This window comes from Nocardia sp. NPDC004711, assembly GCF_053601595.1.
Map to the genome: position 1 here is coordinate 1 of NZ_JBSGCB010000022.1, position 16,364 is coordinate 16,364.

At 68.5% G+C, this 16,364-nt stretch carries 20 protein-coding genes; 13 read left to right on the forward strand and 7 right to left on the reverse strand.

Annotation, left to right across the window (positions count from 1 at the left end; genetic code table 11):
- The 8 genes from ACWEKS_RS22825 to ACWEKS_RS22860 all read left to right on the forward strand — a co-directional run.
- Nucleotides 1–312 (forward strand): enoyl-CoA hydratase-related protein (locus ACWEKS_RS22825; RefSeq protein WP_452341946.1); only part of this gene is annotated, 312 nt, incomplete at its 5' end.
- Nucleotides 313–352: 40 nt separating this feature from the next.
- Entirely contained in the window at nt 353–742 is a 390-nt protein-coding gene (locus tag ACWEKS_RS22830; protein ID WP_452341947.1) for a VOC family protein, read from the forward strand.
- Between the two features lie 96 nt (nt 743–838).
- Nucleotides 839–2,080: an anion permease gene (locus tag ACWEKS_RS22835; RefSeq protein ID WP_452341948.1), complete on the forward strand. Its 1,242-nt coding sequence runs from the start codon at nt 839–841 to the stop codon at nt 2,078–2,080.
- Between the two features lie 9 nt (nt 2,081–2,089).
- Nucleotides 2,090–2,359 (forward strand): hypothetical protein, encoded by a 270-nt coding sequence (locus ACWEKS_RS22840; RefSeq protein ID WP_452341949.1) that lies wholly within the window; start codon nt 2,090–2,092, stop codon nt 2,357–2,359.
- A 25-nt stretch (nt 2,360–2,384) separates the two neighbouring features.
- Entirely contained in the window at nt 2,385–2,747 is a 363-nt protein-coding gene (locus tag ACWEKS_RS22845) for a DUF3349 domain-containing protein (RefSeq protein ID WP_452341950.1), read from the forward strand.
- A 109-nt stretch (nt 2,748–2,856) separates the two neighbouring features.
- The gene (gene menE / locus ACWEKS_RS22850) at nt 2,857–3,993 is read left to right on the forward strand and encodes an o-succinylbenzoate--CoA ligase (RefSeq protein WP_452342071.1); all 1,137 of its coding nucleotides are present in this window, start codon (nt 2,857–2,859) and stop codon (nt 3,991–3,993) included.
- A 144-nt stretch (nt 3,994–4,137) separates the two neighbouring features.
- The gene (locus ACWEKS_RS22855) at nt 4,138–5,148 is read left to right on the forward strand and encodes an ATP-binding cassette domain-containing protein (protein WP_452341951.1); all 1,011 of its coding nucleotides are present in this window, start codon (nt 4,138–4,140) and stop codon (nt 5,146–5,148) included.
- On the forward strand, nt 5,145–5,984 hold the full coding sequence (locus tag ACWEKS_RS22860; protein WP_452341952.1) for an ABC transporter permease: 840 nt from the start codon (nt 5,145–5,147) through the stop codon (nt 5,982–5,984). Before ACWEKS_RS22855 ends, ACWEKS_RS22860 begins: the two co-directional genes overlap by 4 nt.
- Before the next feature lie 40 nt (nt 5,985–6,024).
- Here ACWEKS_RS22860 and ACWEKS_RS22865 read toward each other — a convergent pair whose 3' ends face one another.
- Nucleotides 6,025–9,651 (reverse strand): AfsR/SARP family transcriptional regulator, encoded by a 3,627-nt coding sequence (locus ACWEKS_RS22865; RefSeq protein ID WP_452341953.1) that lies wholly within the window; start codon nt 9,649–9,651, stop codon nt 6,025–6,027.
- Nucleotides 9,652–9,812: 161 nt separating this feature from the next.
- Here ACWEKS_RS22865 and ACWEKS_RS22870 point away from each other — a divergent pair, with 161 nt between their 5' ends.
- On the forward strand, nt 9,813–10,268 hold the full coding sequence (locus tag ACWEKS_RS22870) for an SRPBCC family protein (RefSeq protein ID WP_452341954.1): 456 nt from the start codon (nt 9,813–9,815) through the stop codon (nt 10,266–10,268).
- Between the two features lie 72 nt (nt 10,269–10,340).
- Nucleotides 10,341–11,210 (forward strand): 1,4-dihydroxy-2-naphthoate polyprenyltransferase, encoded by an 870-nt coding sequence (locus tag ACWEKS_RS22875; RefSeq protein ID WP_452341955.1) that lies wholly within the window; start codon nt 10,341–10,343, stop codon nt 11,208–11,210.
- Nucleotides 11,211–11,227: 17 nt separating this feature from the next.
- Here ACWEKS_RS22875 and ACWEKS_RS22880 read toward each other — a convergent pair whose 3' ends face one another.
- The 3 genes from ACWEKS_RS22880 to ACWEKS_RS22890 form a co-directional block, all read right to left on the reverse strand.
- A complete protein-coding gene (locus tag ACWEKS_RS22880) occupies nt 11,228–11,608 on the reverse strand; it encodes a phage holin family protein (RefSeq protein ID WP_452341956.1) in 381 nt (126 codons plus the stop codon).
- A 70-nt stretch (nt 11,609–11,678) separates the two neighbouring features.
- Nucleotides 11,679–12,269, reverse strand: coding sequence for a Clp protease N-terminal domain-containing protein (locus ACWEKS_RS22885; protein WP_452341957.1), 591 nt, complete (start codon nt 12,267–12,269; stop codon nt 11,679–11,681).
- Nucleotides 12,269–12,490: a hypothetical protein gene (locus tag ACWEKS_RS22890; protein ID WP_040813561.1), complete on the reverse strand. Its 222-nt coding sequence runs from the start codon at nt 12,488–12,490 to the stop codon at nt 12,269–12,271. The genes ACWEKS_RS22885 and ACWEKS_RS22890 overlap by 1 nt, the downstream gene beginning before the upstream one ends.
- Before the next feature lie 273 nt (nt 12,491–12,763).
- Here ACWEKS_RS22890 and ACWEKS_RS22895 point away from each other — a divergent pair, with 273 nt between their 5' ends.
- Nucleotides 12,764–13,648, forward strand: coding sequence for an MmyB family transcriptional regulator (locus ACWEKS_RS22895; protein WP_452341958.1), 885 nt, complete (start codon nt 12,764–12,766; stop codon nt 13,646–13,648).
- Nucleotides 13,649–13,686: 38 nt separating this feature from the next.
- Here the strand turns inward: ACWEKS_RS22895 and ACWEKS_RS22900 are convergent, their stop codons facing one another.
- Nucleotides 13,687–14,772, reverse strand: a complete 1,086-nt coding sequence (locus ACWEKS_RS22900; protein ID WP_452341959.1) for a PLP-dependent cysteine synthase family protein — start codon at nt 14,770–14,772, stop codon at nt 13,687–13,689.
- The gene (locus ACWEKS_RS22905) at nt 14,769–15,080 is read right to left on the reverse strand and encodes a DUF4229 domain-containing protein (RefSeq protein WP_354851448.1); all 312 of its coding nucleotides are present in this window, start codon (nt 15,078–15,080) and stop codon (nt 14,769–14,771) included. The genes ACWEKS_RS22900 and ACWEKS_RS22905 overlap by 4 nt, the downstream gene beginning before the upstream one ends.
- Nucleotides 15,081–15,331: 251 nt before the next feature.
- Here ACWEKS_RS22905 and ACWEKS_RS22910 point away from each other — a divergent pair, with 251 nt between their 5' ends.
- Both ACWEKS_RS22910 and ACWEKS_RS22915 read left to right on the forward strand, forming a co-directional pair.
- The gene (locus ACWEKS_RS22910) at nt 15,332–15,565 is read left to right on the forward strand and encodes a BldC family transcriptional regulator (RefSeq protein WP_051152909.1); all 234 of its coding nucleotides are present in this window, start codon (nt 15,332–15,334) and stop codon (nt 15,563–15,565) included.
- Nucleotides 15,566–15,634: 69 nt separating this feature from the next.
- Complete coding sequence (locus ACWEKS_RS22915; protein ID WP_357006707.1) at nt 15,635–15,823, forward strand: hypothetical protein; 189 nt, start codon at nt 15,635–15,637, stop codon at nt 15,821–15,823.
- Nucleotides 15,824–15,913: 90 nt separating this feature from the next.
- Here ACWEKS_RS22915 and ACWEKS_RS22920 read toward each other — a convergent pair whose 3' ends face one another.
- Nucleotides 15,914–16,315, reverse strand: a complete 402-nt coding sequence (locus tag ACWEKS_RS22920) for a Dabb family protein (RefSeq protein ID WP_452341960.1) — start codon at nt 16,313–16,315, stop codon at nt 15,914–15,916.
- Nucleotides 16,316–16,364: the final 49 nt, after the last annotated feature.

A 16,364-nucleotide genomic window follows, 5' to 3' on the forward strand; every position in this document is an offset into this window, starting at 1 on the left:
ATCTTCTTCCTGGGGCGGCCCTACACCGCGCAGGAGATGCATCAGATGGGTGCGGTCAACGCGGTCGTGGACCACGAGCAGCTCGAGGACGTCGCACTGGAATGGACCGCCGACATCCTGGGCAAGTCGCCCCAGGCCATTCGAATGCTGAAGTACGCCTTCAATCTCACCGACGACGGACTGGTCGGCCAGCAACTCTTCGCCGGTGAAGCGACCCGCCTGGCCTACATGACCGACGAAGCGGTCGAGGGCCGCGACGCCTTCCTCGAGAAGCGCGAACCGGACTGGAAGCCCTACCCCTGGTACTTCTGAACCCGGACCGCAGCAAACCGCAAGCTGTCATGCTGCACTCATGGAGATACTGAGCAGTCGGGTAATCCTGCGGCCCCGCGACTACGAGCGGACGGTCGAGTTCTATCGGGACGCGCTGGAGCTGGCCATTGCCCGCGAGTATCCGGGTGGGACGGTGTTTTTCGCGGGGCAGTCGCTGATCGAGGTAGCCGGGCACGGGCGCGCGGACGATGCTCCGAGCGGGTTCGCCGGCGCCATCTGGCTACAGGTGCGCGACTGTGACGACGCCGCCGCGGAACTCGCGCTGCGCGGGGTCATCATCGACCGCGCGCCCGAGCGCGAACCGTGGGGCCTGATCGAGATGTGGATCCGCGATCCCGAGGGGACGCCGCTGGTGCTCGTCGAGGTGCCGCCGAATCACCCGCTCCGGCGCGACACCCGGGGCGACTGAGCGCGGCGGACCGCCCCTTAGCACGGCGGTAACTGTGAAATGCGTCCGGGGGCACCGGTTAACGGAGCGTAAAGAGCATGACGCAAACTGATCGGTGTGTCTGCCGAACTGCTCGTTCTGCTGATCGTTGTTTGCACAGCCTTGGCATTCGACTTCACAAACGGATTTCACGACACCGCGAACGCGATGGCCACCTCCATCGCCACCGGTGCCCTCGCCCCGCGTACCGCCGTACTCCTGTCCGGAGCACTGAATCTGGTCGGTGCGTTCCTCAGCGTCGCCGTCGCCGCCACGGTCGCCGAGGGCATCGTCGACCTCTCGGAGGTGAGCGGCCGCGCCCTGCTGGACATCGTCTTCGCCGGACTGGTCGGCGGCATTCTGTGGAATCTGTTCACCTGGTTGTTGGGTTTGCCGTCGAGTTCCTCGCACGCGCTGTTCGGTGGTCTCATCGGCTCGACCATCGCGGCGCTGGGCCTGCACGGGGTGATCTGGACGGCGGGCAGCAAGGGTGTGCTCGCCAAGATCATCATCCCGGCCCTGCTCTCCCCGATCGTGGCGGCGCTGGTGGCCTCGATCGCCTCCTGGGTGGTGTACCGGATCACCCGGGACAGCAACGAGAGGACCGTGACCCGCGGCTTCCGCTGGGGACAGATCGGCACCGCCTCCCTGGTCTCACTGGCGCACGGCACCAATGACGCGCAGAAGACCATGGGCATCATCTTCCTGGCGCTCATCGCGCACGGCTCGGCCAAGGCCAGCGATCCGCTGCCGCTGTGGGTCATCGTGTCCTGCGCCATCGCCATGGCCGCCGGCACCTGCCTCGGCGGCTGGCGCATCATCCGCACCCTGGGCAAGGGCCTGGTCGACATCGTGCCGCCGCAGGGCTTCGCCGCCGAATCCACCAGTGCGGCGATCATTCTCACCTCGGCCCACTTCGGCCTGCCGCTGTCCACCACCCAGGTGGTGACGGGATCCATCCTCGGTTCCGGCATCGGACGCCCGGGCGCGGAGGTGCGCTGGGGCGTGCTCGGCCGCATGGTGGTGGCCTGGGTGCTGACCCTGCCGCTGGCCGGCGTGGTGGGCGCGATCTGCTGGGCCATCCTGCACGGCATCGGCGGCACGGCCGGCGTGCTGGTGGTGCTGGCGCTGCTGATCGCCATGGCGGCGTTCATCTGGTTCCGGTCCAAGCGCGCGGTGGTCAACTCGCACAACGTCACCGAGGAGTGGGGTGGCGCGGCGGAACCGGCCACCTCGAACGGTCGCAGTGCAAACTCCGCGGCTCCCCGCAGGGCCGGCCCCGCCGCTCCCCGCAATGACGACACCGTCGGAATCGGCTAGGAGACCGCGATGCACACCCTGCTGCACAACCTCTCCGACCTGTGGCGAGTCGTGCTGGCCGCCTTGATCTTCGGGGCCGGGCTGCCGACCGTGTTCGCCGTCGGCATCCGCTTCCGCTCCCAGGCCGACGACGATGCGACCGGCGCCACCCGGACCGCCGCCCTGGCCGCGTCCCTGCTCTGCTTCGCCGTGGTCATGATCGCGGTGGTCGCCGGTGTGCTCTTCATCGCACGCGGCTTCCTGGCCTCCCGACTCGGAATTCACCTGCTCGGCGCGTGACGCCGCCTCATCGAAAGGCACGCTCGTGAGCACCCCCGGACAAACGAACCAGGCGGCCGCCGACCCGGCCCACACGCCGCCGCCGCGCCAGAACGTGCTGCAGAAGGTGCTGGACTGGCTGAAAGCCGGATACCCGCAGGGCATTCCGCAGTCCGACTATGTGGCGCTGCTCGCGGTGCTGCACCGGCGGCTCACCGACTACGAGGTGCAGCTGGTGGTGGAGCAGCTGATCCGCGAGCGGGTGGCCGCCGCCGATATCGAGCGTGCCGACATCGCGGCGGCGATCGCCCGAGTTGCCAAGGAGCAGCCCGGCGAGGACGATATCGCTCGGGTGGCCTCCAGGCTCGCAGCCGGTGGATGGCCGCTGGCGACACCGACGTCCGACTGACCGCACGAGACCCTGCAGCATCGACATCCGGCCGCCGACCCCAGCGCGCGCCGCCACCCCACGGAATGACACGATCGCGAACGTGAGCAATACACTCCGAATCCTCCCCATGCCCACCGGCTCAGCGGTGGGCGATGTATTGCCGCATCTGCGAGAAGCCTTGGAGGGCAACGGCCCGGCCTGGCTTCCGGTTCCCACCGCCGACCGCCGCGAGACCCAGCGCCTGAGCGGCAGCCTGCGCCCCGGCGAGGAGATCGACGACGACGTGGCCCTGGTGGTCACCACCTCCGGCACCACCGGAAATCCCAAGGGCGCCATGCTCACCGCGGCCAATCTGCGGGCCAGCGGCGACGCCACCCACGAGCGCCTGGGCGGGCCCGGACAGTGGCTGCTGGCCCTGCCGACGCACCACATCGCGGGCATCCAGGTGCTGCTGCGCAGCATCCTGGCCGGGACCGAGCCCACCGTGCTGGACGTCTCCGGCGGCTTCCTGCCCGAGGCCCTGGTCGGCGCGATCGCGAGCATGCGCGGACCGCGCCGCTACACCTCGCTGGTCCCCACCCAGCTGATCAAGGCCCTCGACGAGCCGGCCGCCACCGCGGCGCTGGCCGGCCTGGACGGCGTACTGGTCGGCGGCGCGGCCACCCCGAAGCCGGTGCTGGACCGGGCCCGCGCGGCGGGCATCAAGGTGTTCCGCACCTACGGCATGAGCGAGACCTGCGGCGGCTGCGTGTACGAGGGAGTACCACTGACGGGCACCCGGGTACGCATCGAGGACGGGCGGGTGATGCTGGGCGGCGACACCATCGCCAAGGGCTACCGCAATATCCCCGACCACCCCGCCTTCGCCGAACCCGGCTGGTTCCGGACCGAGGACGCCGGTCACCTCGACAATGGCGTGCTGACCATCACCGGCCGCCTCGACGAGGCCATCATGACCGGTGGCCTGCTGGTCATCCCCCAGGTCGTCGAGGCCGTCCTCATCACCCACCCGGCCGTCTCCGAGTGCGTGGTGCTGGGCCTGCCCGACGACCGCCTCGGCCAGCGCGTGGCCACCGCCATCGTTCCCGCCCCGGGCGCCACCGCGCCGAGCCTCGACGAACTGCGCGACCACGTGGCCGCCGAACTCGACGCCATCGCCGCCCCGCGCGAACTGGCCGTGCTGGACGAACTTCCGCTGCGCGGCCCGGGCAAACCCGACCGCGCCAAACTGCGACAGCTGCTGCTGGCGCACTCGACGCACTGAACGCAGCGGCCCGGTCCGCTCGCACCATGCTGATGGCCACTGGCGCCGAAGTGATGGCCGCTTGCGCAAAGGTGCTCACCTCTTGCGCGGAGCACGCAACCGCCGTGCAAGGGGGGTGCAAGGCAAGCCCCGCAGGGTGTAGCCATGACTTCTTACACACCTGCTGAGACTCTCGCCATCGAGGCGGACGGCTTGGTCAAGGTCTTCGGGGAGCAGCGGGCCGTCGACGGCGTGAGTCTCGCGGTGCCGCGGGGTGCCGTCTACGGCGTGCTGGGACCCAACGGGGCCGGCAAGACCACGACCATCCGCATGCTCGCGACCCTGCTCCGCCCGGACGGCGGCAACGCCCGCATCTTCGGCCGCGACGTGGTCGCCGAGCCCACGGCGGTGCGGTCGCTGATCGGCGTCACCGGCCAGTACGCGTCCGTCGACGAAAAGCTCACGGCCACCGAGAATTTGGTGATCTTCTCGCGGCTGCTGGGCCTGTCGAAGACCGAGTCGCGGCGCAAGTCGGCCGAGCTGCTCGAGGAATTCGGCCTGACCGAGGCCGCCGACAAGGCGCTGGAGAACTTCTCCGGCGGCATGCGGCGCCGCCTGGATCTGGCCGCCAGCCTGATCGCGCGGCCGCCGCTGCTGTTCCTGGACGAGCCGACCACCGGCCTGGACCCGCGCACCCGCGCCCAGATGTGGGACACCATCCGGCGGCTGGTGAGCGAGGGCTCGACCGTGCTGCTCACCACCCAGTACCTGGACGAGGCCGACCAGCTGGCCGACCGGATCGCGGTCATCGACCACGGGAAGGTCATCGCCGACGGCACCTCCGATGAACTCAAGTCCTCGGTCGGGCTGTCCGCGCTGCAGCTGACGCTGACCGACCGTGACCGCATCGAAGCGGCCCGGATCGTGGTCGGCGAGGTCCTCTCCCGCGCGGCGGGCCGGATCGTCGAGGCCACCATCAGCCCGGAGGCCGGCCGCATCACCGCGCCCCTGCCCGACCCCAGCATCACCACCGACATCCTGATCCGGCTGCGCGAGAACGACATCCGGATCGACGAGATCAATGTCGCCAAGCCGAGCCTGGACGAAGTGTTCTTCGCACTCACCGGGCACGCCGCCGAGGACGACACCGACGACACCGAACGGAGCGCGGCATGACCACGACTCTCTCCGCCCCTGCTGGGCGGCACGCGGCCACGGTCGCACCGATTCCCGAAGTGAGCAACCATATTCCGTTCCGGCAGACCGTGGCGAACTCGTTCACCATGGCCTACCGCGGACTGCTGAAGATCAAGCACAACCCCGAACAGCTCTTCGACGTCACCGTCCAGCCCATCCTGTTCACGGCGCTGTTCGCCGGGATCTTCGGCGGGGCCATGGCGGGCAGCGTGAGCGCCTACCTGCCGACGCTGATCCCCGGCCTGCTGGTGCAGACCGTGGTCCTGACCTCGGTGGTCACCGGCACCCAGCTGCGCGAGGACATGGACAAGGGCGTCTTCGACCGCTTCAAATCCCTTCCGATCGCCCGCATTTCGGCGCTGTCGGGGGCACTGCTGGCGGACATGGTCCGCTACGGCCTGGCCACGGTGCTGACGGTGGTCATGGGCATGATCCTCGGCTACCGCCCGCACGGCGGGTTCGTGGCCGTGGTGGTCGCCGGGCTGCTGGTGGTGTTCTGCTCCTTCGCGATCAGCTGGATCTGGGCGCTGATCGGCATCACCGGTAAGAGCGCGCCCGCGGTGCAGGGCATCTCGATGATGATCATGTTCCCGCTGACCTTCATGTCCGGCGCGTTCGCCCAGGTGTCCACCATGCCGGGCTGGCTGCAGGGCCTCAACAAGGCCAACCCGATCTACTACATGGTCAACGCGGCCCGAGAGCTGATGAACAGCAATGTCTACAGCTCGAACGTGGTGTACTCGATCATCGGCTCCATCGTCGTGATCGCGATCTTCGCCCCGCTCGCGGTGAAGGCGTACATGCGCCGCGCCTGACGCGGCCGCTCGCCCCGCGGTTGGGACGCCCGTCCACCGGTCACCGGTGGGCGGGCGTTTCGCGTTGGGTGCCGCCGATCGACTTCACGTGCACCATGATCCGCTCGGCCGCCGTGCGACGCCCCAGTCCCGCAACCGAATTCAGCGCGGCGGTGATCCGCTCCTCCCCCACCCCGGCGCGGTGCAGGTCCAGGTGCCGCTGCCACTGCATCGACGGATAGTCCTGGCGGCCGAACACCTTCGGCGTCAGCAGGATCAGTTCCAGACCACGCTCGACGTGCTGCCCGGTGGCGAGCAGATAGGTGCCGATCGCGCAGCTCATCGAGCCGATCTGCGGTAGATCCCAGAACTGGCCGCCGATCACGCGGACCGCGACATCGGCGAGTTCCGCCGCGGTCCGCTGCACCTGCTCGACGCGGCCGGACAGCACGTGGGCGTCGATGACGGCGGATACGAAGATCAGGGTCGCCGGTCCCGGCATTCCGACATTGTGCGGCCAGTCCATCAGCGCGGGCACCTGCCGGAAGCGACGCAGCCCGGTGTCGATATCCCCTTCGGCGAGTTCGATTTCCGCCAGTGCGGCCGCGACGGCGGCGATCCGGTGGTTGGGCTTGGTCACCGGTGCGTCGAGAGGCAGATCGCCGACCACCCCGAGGGCCGGTTCGAGGGCCTGCCGGGCCGTCGCCGGCTGCCCGGTGCCCGCCAGCGAGATGGCCAGCAGGCCGCGAACCTCCACGGCTTCGTCCCAGGCCCGCAGTTCCTCGAGCAGTTCGACGGCCCGCCGGTAATACCCGACCGCCTCGGCGTAGCGCGCCGACTGGCCGTGCATGCTGCCGAGGTGCTGCGTGGTCATGGCGGTGCCCCAGGTGTCCCGGTCGCCGCTGATGCGCATGGCGAGTTCGGCGTCCTTGATCGAGCGGTACGCCATGCCGTTGTTCTCGCACAGGTTCGCCCGCAGCAGCAGGGCCGCGAGCCGGATCTGTTCATCCGGCGACCGCACGCCCGCGCTCAATCTCCGGGCCAACTGCGTGTTGTTGCGGGACCGGGTGACCAGTTCGCCGAGATACCGTGCGACCGGGCTCATCGGCGCGCCCGACGCCAGAATGCGCCGGATCGTGGTCCGCACCCGCCCCACCGCGCGCAGATCGGAGGCGCCGAACATGAGGTGCATGCCGAGCATCAACTGGCCGTGGATGTAGAGGTCGGTCTCCGCCCCGACCGCCGGAAAGGTCGTGGGCGGCAACGCGATGACGCGCGGCGACCAGCTGATCAGTTCGGCGTGCGCGCCGCGCAACACCCAGAGTCCGGCCAGGGTCGGGAACACCGTGTGCACGGTCTCGGGATCGTGCCGCTCCAGCGCGTAGCGCAGCACGGCGATCAGGTTGTCCATGTCCGCGCTCAGGGCCAGCACCGCCGACACCTGTTCGGTGGTGTCGTACCGCTGCGCGGCGTCGACCGCGAATTCCCTGGCCCACTTCGACATTCGGTCCATGACCAGGCCGGCTTCGCCGGTGCGGGCCAGCTGCTCCTCACCGAACTCGCGGACGGTCTCCAGCATCCGATAGCGGGTGCCGCCCTCCTCGTCCTCCAGCACCGTCAGCAGCGACTGGCTCACCAGACCGTCGACGGCCATCGCGGGATCGTCGATCTCCGGCCCGGCCAGCAGACATTCGGCGGCGGCCAGCGTGAATCCGGCGGGAAATCGGCACAGTCGGCGCAGTGCCACCCGCTGTGGCTCGTCGAGCAGGTTCCAGCTCCACTCGATCACCGCGTGCAATGTGCGATGCCGCTGCGGAGAACTGCGATCTCCGCTGCGCAGCAGGGCGAATCGATGGTCGAGGCGAGATTCGATCTCCTCGACGCTCATGGTGCGCACCCGCGCCGCCGCCAGTTCGATGGCCAGCGGCAGTCCGTCGAGGTTGCGGCAGAGCCTGGCCACGACCTCCGGATCCAGCCGCACCGACGGGCGCACCGCGCGGGCCCGCGCCTCGAACAGGTCGGTGGCGGGTGACCCGGCGGCGTCGATGGTCAACGGCGGCAACGGATACACCGCCTCGGCCGTGATCTCCAGCGGTGCACGGCTGGTGGTGAGCACCGTGAGCTGGTCGCTCACCCCGACCAGATCGGCGACCACCTCGGCCACCGGTTCGATGAGGTGTTCGCAGTTGTCGAGGATCAGCAGTACCGGGCGCGCCCCGAGGGCCTCCCGCAGTTTCTGCCGGATATCGCGGCCCCGCACCTGCCGCAGCACGTTCGTCTCCCACACGACATCGGCCACGCCGAGGGTGGTCGCGATGGCGACCTCGATCTCGTCGCGGGTTTCGGCCGCACCATCGGATTCCGAACGCAGCGAGGCCAATTCCACCAGCATCACCGCGGTCTCGTGCGCTATCCGCGCACCCAGTTCGTTGGCGATCCGGGTCTTCCCGGTCCCGCCCGGACCGAGCACGGTGACTACCCGCGAGGACCGCAGGATCTCCTCCAGCGCTGCCAGATCGGCCTCCCGGCCCAGCAGCGGATTCGGTGCGGCACGCAGTCCGATCGCGTTCTCGCCCGCCAGTTCTCGCGCCTCGGCCGCCCGGGCGGATCCCGCGGCACGGCCCCCGGTGCGCACGTGGCCGGACGAACGGCCATCGATCGACGCCACCTGTCCGATCGCCGCGGAACCGTCACCGCCGAAGCTGATCCCACCGGCCACGCCGGGCACCACGGACAGTCTGTGCTCGGCGGCGCCGGGCCCATCCGGCCGGACGCCGCTGTCGGCCGAAGGCGCGAAGGCGCTGGGCCGGACCACCCCGGAATCAGGCGCTGTCGACGAATATCCTTGCGCGCCGGCAGCACTGCCGATCGACGCCGCCGGCCGCCCGGGCAGCGGTTCACCGCGCAGGATCGCGGTATTCAAGGCGATCAGCGCCGGGCCCGGATCGGCGCCGAGCTGGTCGACCAGCCGGGTGCGCAGGGTGGCGAACACGTCGAGGGCCTCGGTGGTGCGGCCCGCCGCGCCGAGCAGGCGCATGAGGGTGCCGTGGGCGGGCTCGTCCAGCGGGTCGGCGACCACGGCCTGCTGGGCCAGCTCGATGGCGGCGGGCAGGTCACCGACGGCTTCGCGGGCGGTCAACTCCAGCGCGTCCAGCGCGCGGCGGCGGGTGGCCGCCAGGGTGGCGAGTTCCTCGGCGACGGGACCGGGCGGCAGGTCGGCGGCGGGTTCGCCGCGCCAGAGCGCGCGGGCCGCGGTCACCAGGTCCAGGCAGGCGAGGCCGTCGCCGGCGATATGGGCTTGGCGGGCTTGCCTTTCCAGCTGCTGGGCCAGCGACAGATCGACCTGCTCGGGTGCCAGGACCAGACGGTATCCGGCGGGACCGATTTCGAGCGCGCCCTCCGGCAGCGCCGAGCGCAGTCGCGAGACCTGGGTGTGCAGCGCGTTCATGGGCGCGCGCGGCGGGTCCTCGCCCCAGACGTCGTCGATGAGCGCCTGCGCGCCGCGACTGCGGCCGGGGTGCACGGCCAGTGCCGCCACCAGCAGCCGGGCCCGCGCACCGGGTACGGCGGTCAGCGCACCGTCGCGGCGCAGTGCGATCTCGCCCAGCAGGGCCACCAGGGTCGAGTCGCCCACGTTCGCCACCCGCGCGCTTCCCGTGCTGCTCGAACTGCCGTTGTGCGAATTCATTCCTTGCCAATCGTAGGTGAGCGGGCGGGTGGTCGCCGGATGCGCACGACCGGTGCCGGGCCGTCGTACGGGACCCGTGCTTACCCGACGCGCCGGGCCCGGCTCAACCGGTTTATCGACGGCGAGGCCCATTCGGGGTCGGCAGCGCTTACCCTCTTGCCATGGCCGAATTCGACATTCGCCGGGAAACGGTCATCAAGGCCGATCCCGCACAGGTCCAGGCGCTCGTCGACGACTTCCACCAGTGGCGCAAGTGGTCGCCGTGGGAGGACACCGATCCCGCGATGGAGCGCGTCTACAGCGGGGCCGATCGCGGCATCGGCGCCCGCTATCTCTGGAGCGGCAACCGCAAGGCCGGCCGCGGTGACATGGAGATCACCTCCGCCACCTCCGACGCCATCGGCATCAAGCTGCACTTCGAGAAGCCGTTCAAGGCGACCAACCAGGTCACCTTCGAATTCCGTCCGCAGGGCGACTCCACCGCGGTGACCTGGCGCATGACCGGCACGCAGAACGGCCCGATGGCCATCATCGGCAAGCTGTTCCCGATGGATCGCCTGGTCGGCAAGGATTTCGAGAAGGGGCTGGCCCAGCTCAAGGCCGCGGCCGAAAGCTGACCGGGGCCGGCGCCGGTATCCCCGGACACTCGGGCGGGCGCGGCCACCGGCTCTCGCACTAGGCTGCCAGGCATGGCTACAGCAGCACAGTGGATCGAGGGCGCTCGGCCGCGCACCCTCCCGAATGCCATCGCCCCGGTTCTGGCGGGCACGGGGGCGGCCGCCTCGATCGACGGGTTCGTGTGGTGGAAAGCCATACTGTGCCTGCTGCTTTCGGTGGCGCTGATCATCGGCGTCAACTACGCCAACGACTACTCCGACGGCATTCGCGGCACCGATGACGAGCGGGTCGGCCCGCTGCGGCTGGTCGGTTCCAAGCTGGCGGCTCCGGCCGCGGTACGCAATGCCGCCATCGCCTGCCTCGCCATCGGGGCGGTCATCGGCCTGGTGCTGGTGATCACCAGCGCCTGGTGGCTGCTGCTGGTGGGCGCGGCCTGCCTGGCGGGGGCGTGGTTCTACACCGGCGGCCGGAACCCGTACGGCTACAGCGGTTTCGGTGAGATCGCGGTGTTCGTGTTCTTCGGCCTGGTGGCGGTGCTGGGCACCGAGTTCGTGCAGGCCGGGCGGGTGGACTGGGCGGGCCTGGTGTGCGCGGCGTCCGTCGGCGCGTTCTCCAGCGCGGTGCTGGTCACCAATAACCTCCGCGACATTCCCACCGATACCGAATCGGGCAAGCTCACCCTGGCGGTGCGGCTGGGCGACGCGCACACCCGCACTCTGCACATGGTGCTGATCCTGATCCCGTTCCTCGCGCTCGCACTGCTGGTCTGGCGCAGCCCGTGGACCCTGGCCGCGCTGGTCGCGCTGCCGCTGGCGGTCCGCGCCAACGAGCCGGTGCGGACCGGCAAGAACGGTCCGGGATTGATTCCCGCCCTTGCCGGTACCGGTCAGGCGATGCTGGTCTGGTCGGCCGTGGTGGCCGTGGCGCTGGCCGTCGTCTGATCGACGGCCGGCCGGTCTCAGTCCTCGTCCGGGACCAGGACGCCGAGCACCCAGTTCACCAGCGAGATGATGATGCCGCCGAGCACGGCCGCCCAGAAGCCGTCCACGCGCAGGCCGTAATCCGTGGTGCCGGTGATCTTCGCGGTCAGCCACAGCATGAGCGCGTTGATCACCAGCAGGAACAGGCCCAGCGAGACCACGATGAAGGGGAACGAGAGCACCTTCACGATCGGTTTCACCAGCGTGTTCACCAGGGCGAACACCACCGTGATGGCCGCGATCACCAGGATCTTGCTCTGGGTGGTGTCTTCGGGGGTCTTGATCTCGATGCCGTTCACCCAGGCGGCGGCCAGCCAGATGGCCACCCCGTTGATCAGCAGACGTATCAGTAGCGTCATGCCCCGATCGTAGGGCGAGATCAACTCGCGGGCCGGGCATCCGGGTAGGGCGGTCGCTACGCGGACCGGATCAGGCCGCGCGGTCGAGATAGCCGGACACCGCATCACGCAGGACGCGCATCGCCTCGTCGTCGCCGAGCAGGCGGCGGGTGACGGCATTGGGCGCGCGCAGCACGGCCAGCATCATGTGCCCGGCCTCGATGCGATTGTCCTTGCGCGACATCGCCTCACGCAGGGACAGCTCGATGACCTTCTTGGAATCCTTGGTGAAGGGAATGTGACCGCGCGGGCCGCCTTCCGCGCCCCAGTACTTGCCCCAGCGCGATTGCTCGGCGGGCACGGCCGCCTGGTCGAGGGCGTTCTCGCCGAAGGTGGCCTCCAGGCTCTCGCGCACGGCGTCGAGGTCGATGCCGATGGAACGCAGGGCGGCCGCGTCCTCCGCACCGAGCGGCTCGCCGGTCCGCTTGCGGGCCACCGCGTCTCGCACGCCGTCGGCGGTGAGACCGTGTGCCGCAAGGATTTCCCGCAGACCAGGGTCGGGGCTGCCGAGCAGACCCAGCAGCATGTGCTCGACCTCGATGGTCGACGAGCACAGGCCGCGGGCCTCCTCCTGGGCCATGACGACCGCGTGTCCGGCCGCCTTGTCGAATCGTTCGAACATCAGCGGATACCGCCCTTCCGGTTGTACTTCTGGTGGACCGCCTGCCGGCTGACCTCGAGCGCGTCCGCGATGGCCTGCCAGGACCAGCCCTGCTTACGGGCATTGCCGACCTGAATGGCCTCGAGCCGCTCGAGCAACCGGCGCAGTGCCAGCACCGCGCGGAGCCCGACCTGGGGGTCGGGGCTGCCGGCGGCGGCCGCCAGAGTCGTTGCTTCACTCATGAGTGTCAATTTACATTGACACTCGCGGCGTGTCAACGAAAATTGACACAATCGGAAAGATGTTCGCCGACAGCAGTGCGCAGTCGCGCAACAGGCCGAAAACCGCAGGCTCCCAGGCGTTGACGACCCCGCCCCGCACTTCTGATTTGTTGTTGCTTCAAACTATTGGAGCGGAACGGAAGGCCGCACCGCCCACACCCCGGGAACCGTGCGGGACTCCGTCGGCAACCGCGCGTGCACCTGACGGCCATACAAGTAAGGTCTGCCCAAGCAATGGATGGAGTTCCCACGTTCGGCGAATACATTCGCCAGCGCCGCACCACCGCGAATCTCACGCGTCCCCAACTGGCCTGGCCGGCCAACCTCTCGGTCCCCTATCTGACCAAGATCGAGGGCGGGGCCACTCCGTCCCGGCGCGTCATCGAATCCCTCTGCACCGCACTGAAACTGCCGCCGGCCGAATTCGAGTATGCGCTGGCGCTGGCCGAGGGGCCGCTGCCGCGCCTCGAGGCCGACCACCCCACCCCCGCCGACCGGGAGTACCTGGATCTGCTCACCCCCGCCATCGGCGCGTACATCACCGAACTCTGGGACACCGTCGCGGCCAATGCCGCACACCAGGAGTACTTCCCGGAACTCGTCCCCGGGGTGAACTACCTGGAATGGCTGATCTTCAATCCGATCTCGCGCACCGTCATGGTGAACTGGGATACCGAAGTGCGAATGGCAGCCGGTCGGTTTCGTATGCAGCTGGCCCGCAGCGACGATGACGAGCGCGGCCGCCAGATCCTGGGGAAGTGCCTCACCGATCCGGACTTCGCACTGCTGTGGCGCTCCGACACGGTCGCCGTCGAGCGCACCGATCTCACCAAGCTGGTGCGCGAGCCGCGCACGCTGGCCATCACCGAGTTGCGCATCAATATATGGCGCACCCAATCGAGCCTGCAATCGTGGCTCCTGATGCTCGGCACCGCGGCCGATCGACCGACCGCGGTGACCCGTCCGGTGGTCCGGCAACGCCCCGAAACGTCAAGGCCTATTAACGCCTCTGGAGGCCCCGCTACCCCGTCGAGGCGCGTGAAAAACGCTGCGCCCGCTAACGATCCGGACCCAACCAAGCCACTTCGGCAAATAAGTAGCAATCTTTCCGACGGGTGATCAACCGATATCAGCCGACCCGTCGTGCCGTGCGAAAACTATCCCGACCAAGTACCGGTGGCGATGAATTCGGTCAGCACCGCGGTGGGCTCGGTCAAGCTCAGCCCCTGGTCGGCAACCCATTCGTCATTGAAATAGGTTCCGGCATAACGGTCTCCGCCATCACACAGCAGCGTCACCACACTGCCGGTACGGTTCGCGGCGATCATGTCGGCAATCAGGGCAAAGGCCCCCCACAGATTGGTGCCCGTGGACCCGCCCACGCGCCGGCCCAGCACCGCGCTCGCGTGCCTGGCGGTCGCCACCGAGGCCGGGTCGGGCACCTCGATCATGCAGTCCACCACGCTCGGCACGAACGACGGTTCCACCCGCGGCCGCCCGATGCCCTCGATCCGGGACGGCATTCCGGTCTGATAGTCCAGGTCGTCGACCTCGTAGCCGCCGTAGAAGGCCGAGTTCTCCGGATCCACCACGGCCAGCCGGGTCGCGTGCCGCTTGTAGCGCAGGTAGCGGCCGATGGTCGCGCTGGTCCCGCCGGTCCCCGCGCCCACCACGACCCACTCCGGCACCGGGTGCGCCTCCAGAGTCATCTGCTGGAAGATGGATTCGGCGATGTTGTTGTTACCTCGCCAGTCGGTGGCCCGCTCGGCATTGGTGAACTGGTCCATATAGTGGCCGCCGGTCTCGTCCGCCAGACGCGCCGCCTCCGTATATATGTCGGGTGCGCGTTCGACCAGGTGACAGCGACCGCCCTGGGCCTCGATGAGCGCCAGCTTCTCCGGCGAGGTCCTGGCCGGGACCACGGCCACGAAGTCCAGGCCCAGCATCCTGGCGAAATACGCCTCGCTGATGGCCGTCGACCCCGAGGAGGCCTCCACCACGGTGGTGCCCTCGGTCACCCAGCCGTCGCAGATGGCGTACAGGAACAGCGATCTCGCCAGACGGTGTTTGAGACTGCCGGTCGGATGGGTGGATTCGTCCTTCAGATAGAGCTGGACGCCCCACTCCGGCGGCAGGGGATAGCGCAGCAGATGGGTGTCCGCACTGCGCTGGGTGTCGGCGTCGATGAGCCGGACCGCATTGTCGACCCAGTCCCTGGGTGCGCTGCGGTCGCAGCGTTTCACTGCTCGTCCTTGCCCTGCAGTCTCGACATCAGTTGGTCACGGTCCCGGCGGCGCTTGGCGTCCACCGCCGCGATGTCCTTGTTGACCTGGGTACGCAGCTTCTTGAACAGCAGCAGCGACAGCGGCATCGCGATGAGCAGCCCGAACAGCAGGGCCACGATGAGGGGGATGGCCACTTTCACCACGGCGGCGACGCCCATGATGATCGCGGTGATGACGGCGACCAGGCCGAGCCGGGCCACCGTGTAGATAGCCAAACTGCGCGCCAGGCGGCGGCCCGCACCTTCGGGCCGGGTTGCATCACTCACGCAGAACAGCGTAGGTGACGGACATTCGGGCGCCGCCGCGGCCCTCGCCCGGCCGGAAAATCAATCCGACCAGCCCGTATGTCGCTGGTAGTTCGCTGCATTAGCGCCAAAGGTGACCGTAAACACATAACGGATATCCGTTTTGTCTATTACTTCCCCTTTACCAAAGCGAGACCGTTCGAACACCCAGGGGGTCCAGTGCAACGATGTCGCTACTGATGAGGGATCTGTCGAAACGGAAAGGTTTGCGAATGACTGCGTTCACCGCGGCGAGCCGCGCATTGGGTTCCGTCAACGGCCAGGACACTCTGCTCACCCCAGGCCAGGTCGCTGCCCTGTTCCACGTCGATCCGAAGACCGTGACCCGCTGGGCTCACGCAGGTCGGCTCGGCTCCCTGCGGACTCCGGGCGGCCACCGCCGGTTCCGCGAATCAGAAGTTCTGCAACTCCTGCGGTCCCTCACCACCGAGGCCACCCGCGTGTAACACCTATTTCCCGCTTCAGGTGCCGCGGGTACGCACTCGGATTACCCTCGTTGTCAGGAGGTGAGCGACGTGACGTACCTGTTGGCACTCATCGCGGTAGTGGCCATCGCGATGCTGTGCTGGAAGGCTTTCGGACCCCAGCGATCGGCCGGCACCGGCCCAGCACCCGCTCGGCGCAACCGCGTTATCGGTCCCGAAGATGATCCGGATTTCCTCGCCAAGCTCTCCCGGGAGCATCGTGACGGCGAATCCACCTGAATGACCGAAGCTCGCCAACCAGATAGCCATATAGACAGATGTGACCGTCCCCCGTGTTCCGCACCAGCGGAACACGGGGGACGCGTCGTTTCACGCGAAGGCCACCTCGGGGATGGTGGCCATGAGCTCCTCCCATTCGGGATACATCTCGACCTTGCGCAGATGCAGCGCCTTGATCTTCTCGGACAGCTCCGGGTCCGGATCATCCGAGATATCCGGGCCGATCACCAGTTTCGCGAAATGCGGCGCGATCTCCGGATCCCCGGCCAGATGCACCGGGTCGTGCAGATACCGCTCCAACGCGGCCAGATCCTCGATACCCACGCAGTAGGCATGCGTGAGGCCCTCGGCCGGATCCCCCAGGCTCTGCCCGACCGTCGCGAAACTCACCGACTCCACCGACGCGGTACGACGCATGGCCGCGAGCGCCTCGGCCCGCTGCTGCTCGGTGGACTCGTCGCGGAATCGGAACCGCAGGACGTGAACGATCATGCCAACTCCTTCATTTGAACTAGCTAGTTCAATATTTCGAACCAGCTGA

What these genes read in the sequence shown, in the direction of transcription:
- ACWEKS_RS22910 (WP_051152909.1), top strand. Translation starts at nt 15,332, where the DNA reads ATGACTGCGTTCACCGCGGCGAGCCGCGCATTGGGTTCCGTCAACGGC.
- ACWEKS_RS22880 (WP_452341956.1), bottom strand. Translation starts at nt 11,608, where the DNA reads ATGACGCTACTGATACGTCTGCTGATCAACGGGGTGGCCATCTGGCTG.
- ACWEKS_RS22885 (WP_452341957.1), bottom strand. Translation starts at nt 12,269, where the DNA reads ATGTTCGAACGATTCGACAAGGCGGCCGGACACGCGGTCGTCATGGCC.
- ACWEKS_RS22875 (WP_452341955.1), top strand. Translation starts at nt 10,341, where the DNA reads ATGGCTACAGCAGCACAGTGGATCGAGGGCGCTCGGCCGCGCACCCTC.
- menE (WP_452342071.1), top strand. Translation starts at nt 2,857, where the DNA reads ATGCCCACCGGCTCAGCGGTGGGCGATGTATTGCCGCATCTGCGAGAA.
- ACWEKS_RS22865 (WP_452341953.1), bottom strand. Translation starts at nt 9,651, where the DNA reads ATGAATTCGCACAACGGCAGTTCGAGCAGCACGGGAAGCGCGCGGGTG.
- ACWEKS_RS22890 (WP_040813561.1), bottom strand. Translation starts at nt 12,490, where the DNA reads ATGAGTGAAGCAACGACTCTGGCGGCCGCCGCCGGCAGCCCCGACCCC.
- ACWEKS_RS22870 (WP_452341954.1), top strand. Translation starts at nt 9,813, where the DNA reads ATGGCCGAATTCGACATTCGCCGGGAAACGGTCATCAAGGCCGATCCC.
- ACWEKS_RS22920 (WP_452341960.1), bottom strand. Translation starts at nt 16,315, where the DNA reads ATGATCGTTCACGTCCTGCGGTTCCGATTCCGCGACGAGTCCACCGAG.
- ACWEKS_RS22860 (WP_452341952.1), top strand. Translation starts at nt 5,145, where the DNA reads ATGACCACGACTCTCTCCGCCCCTGCTGGGCGGCACGCGGCCACGGTC.
- ACWEKS_RS22830 (WP_452341947.1), top strand. Translation starts at nt 353, where the DNA reads ATGGAGATACTGAGCAGTCGGGTAATCCTGCGGCCCCGCGACTACGAG.
- ACWEKS_RS22895 (WP_452341958.1), top strand. Translation starts at nt 12,764, where the DNA reads ATGGATGGAGTTCCCACGTTCGGCGAATACATTCGCCAGCGCCGCACC.
- ACWEKS_RS22840 (WP_452341949.1), top strand. Translation starts at nt 2,090, where the DNA reads ATGCACACCCTGCTGCACAACCTCTCCGACCTGTGGCGAGTCGTGCTG.
- ACWEKS_RS22855 (WP_452341951.1), top strand. Translation starts at nt 4,138, where the DNA reads ATGACTTCTTACACACCTGCTGAGACTCTCGCCATCGAGGCGGACGGC.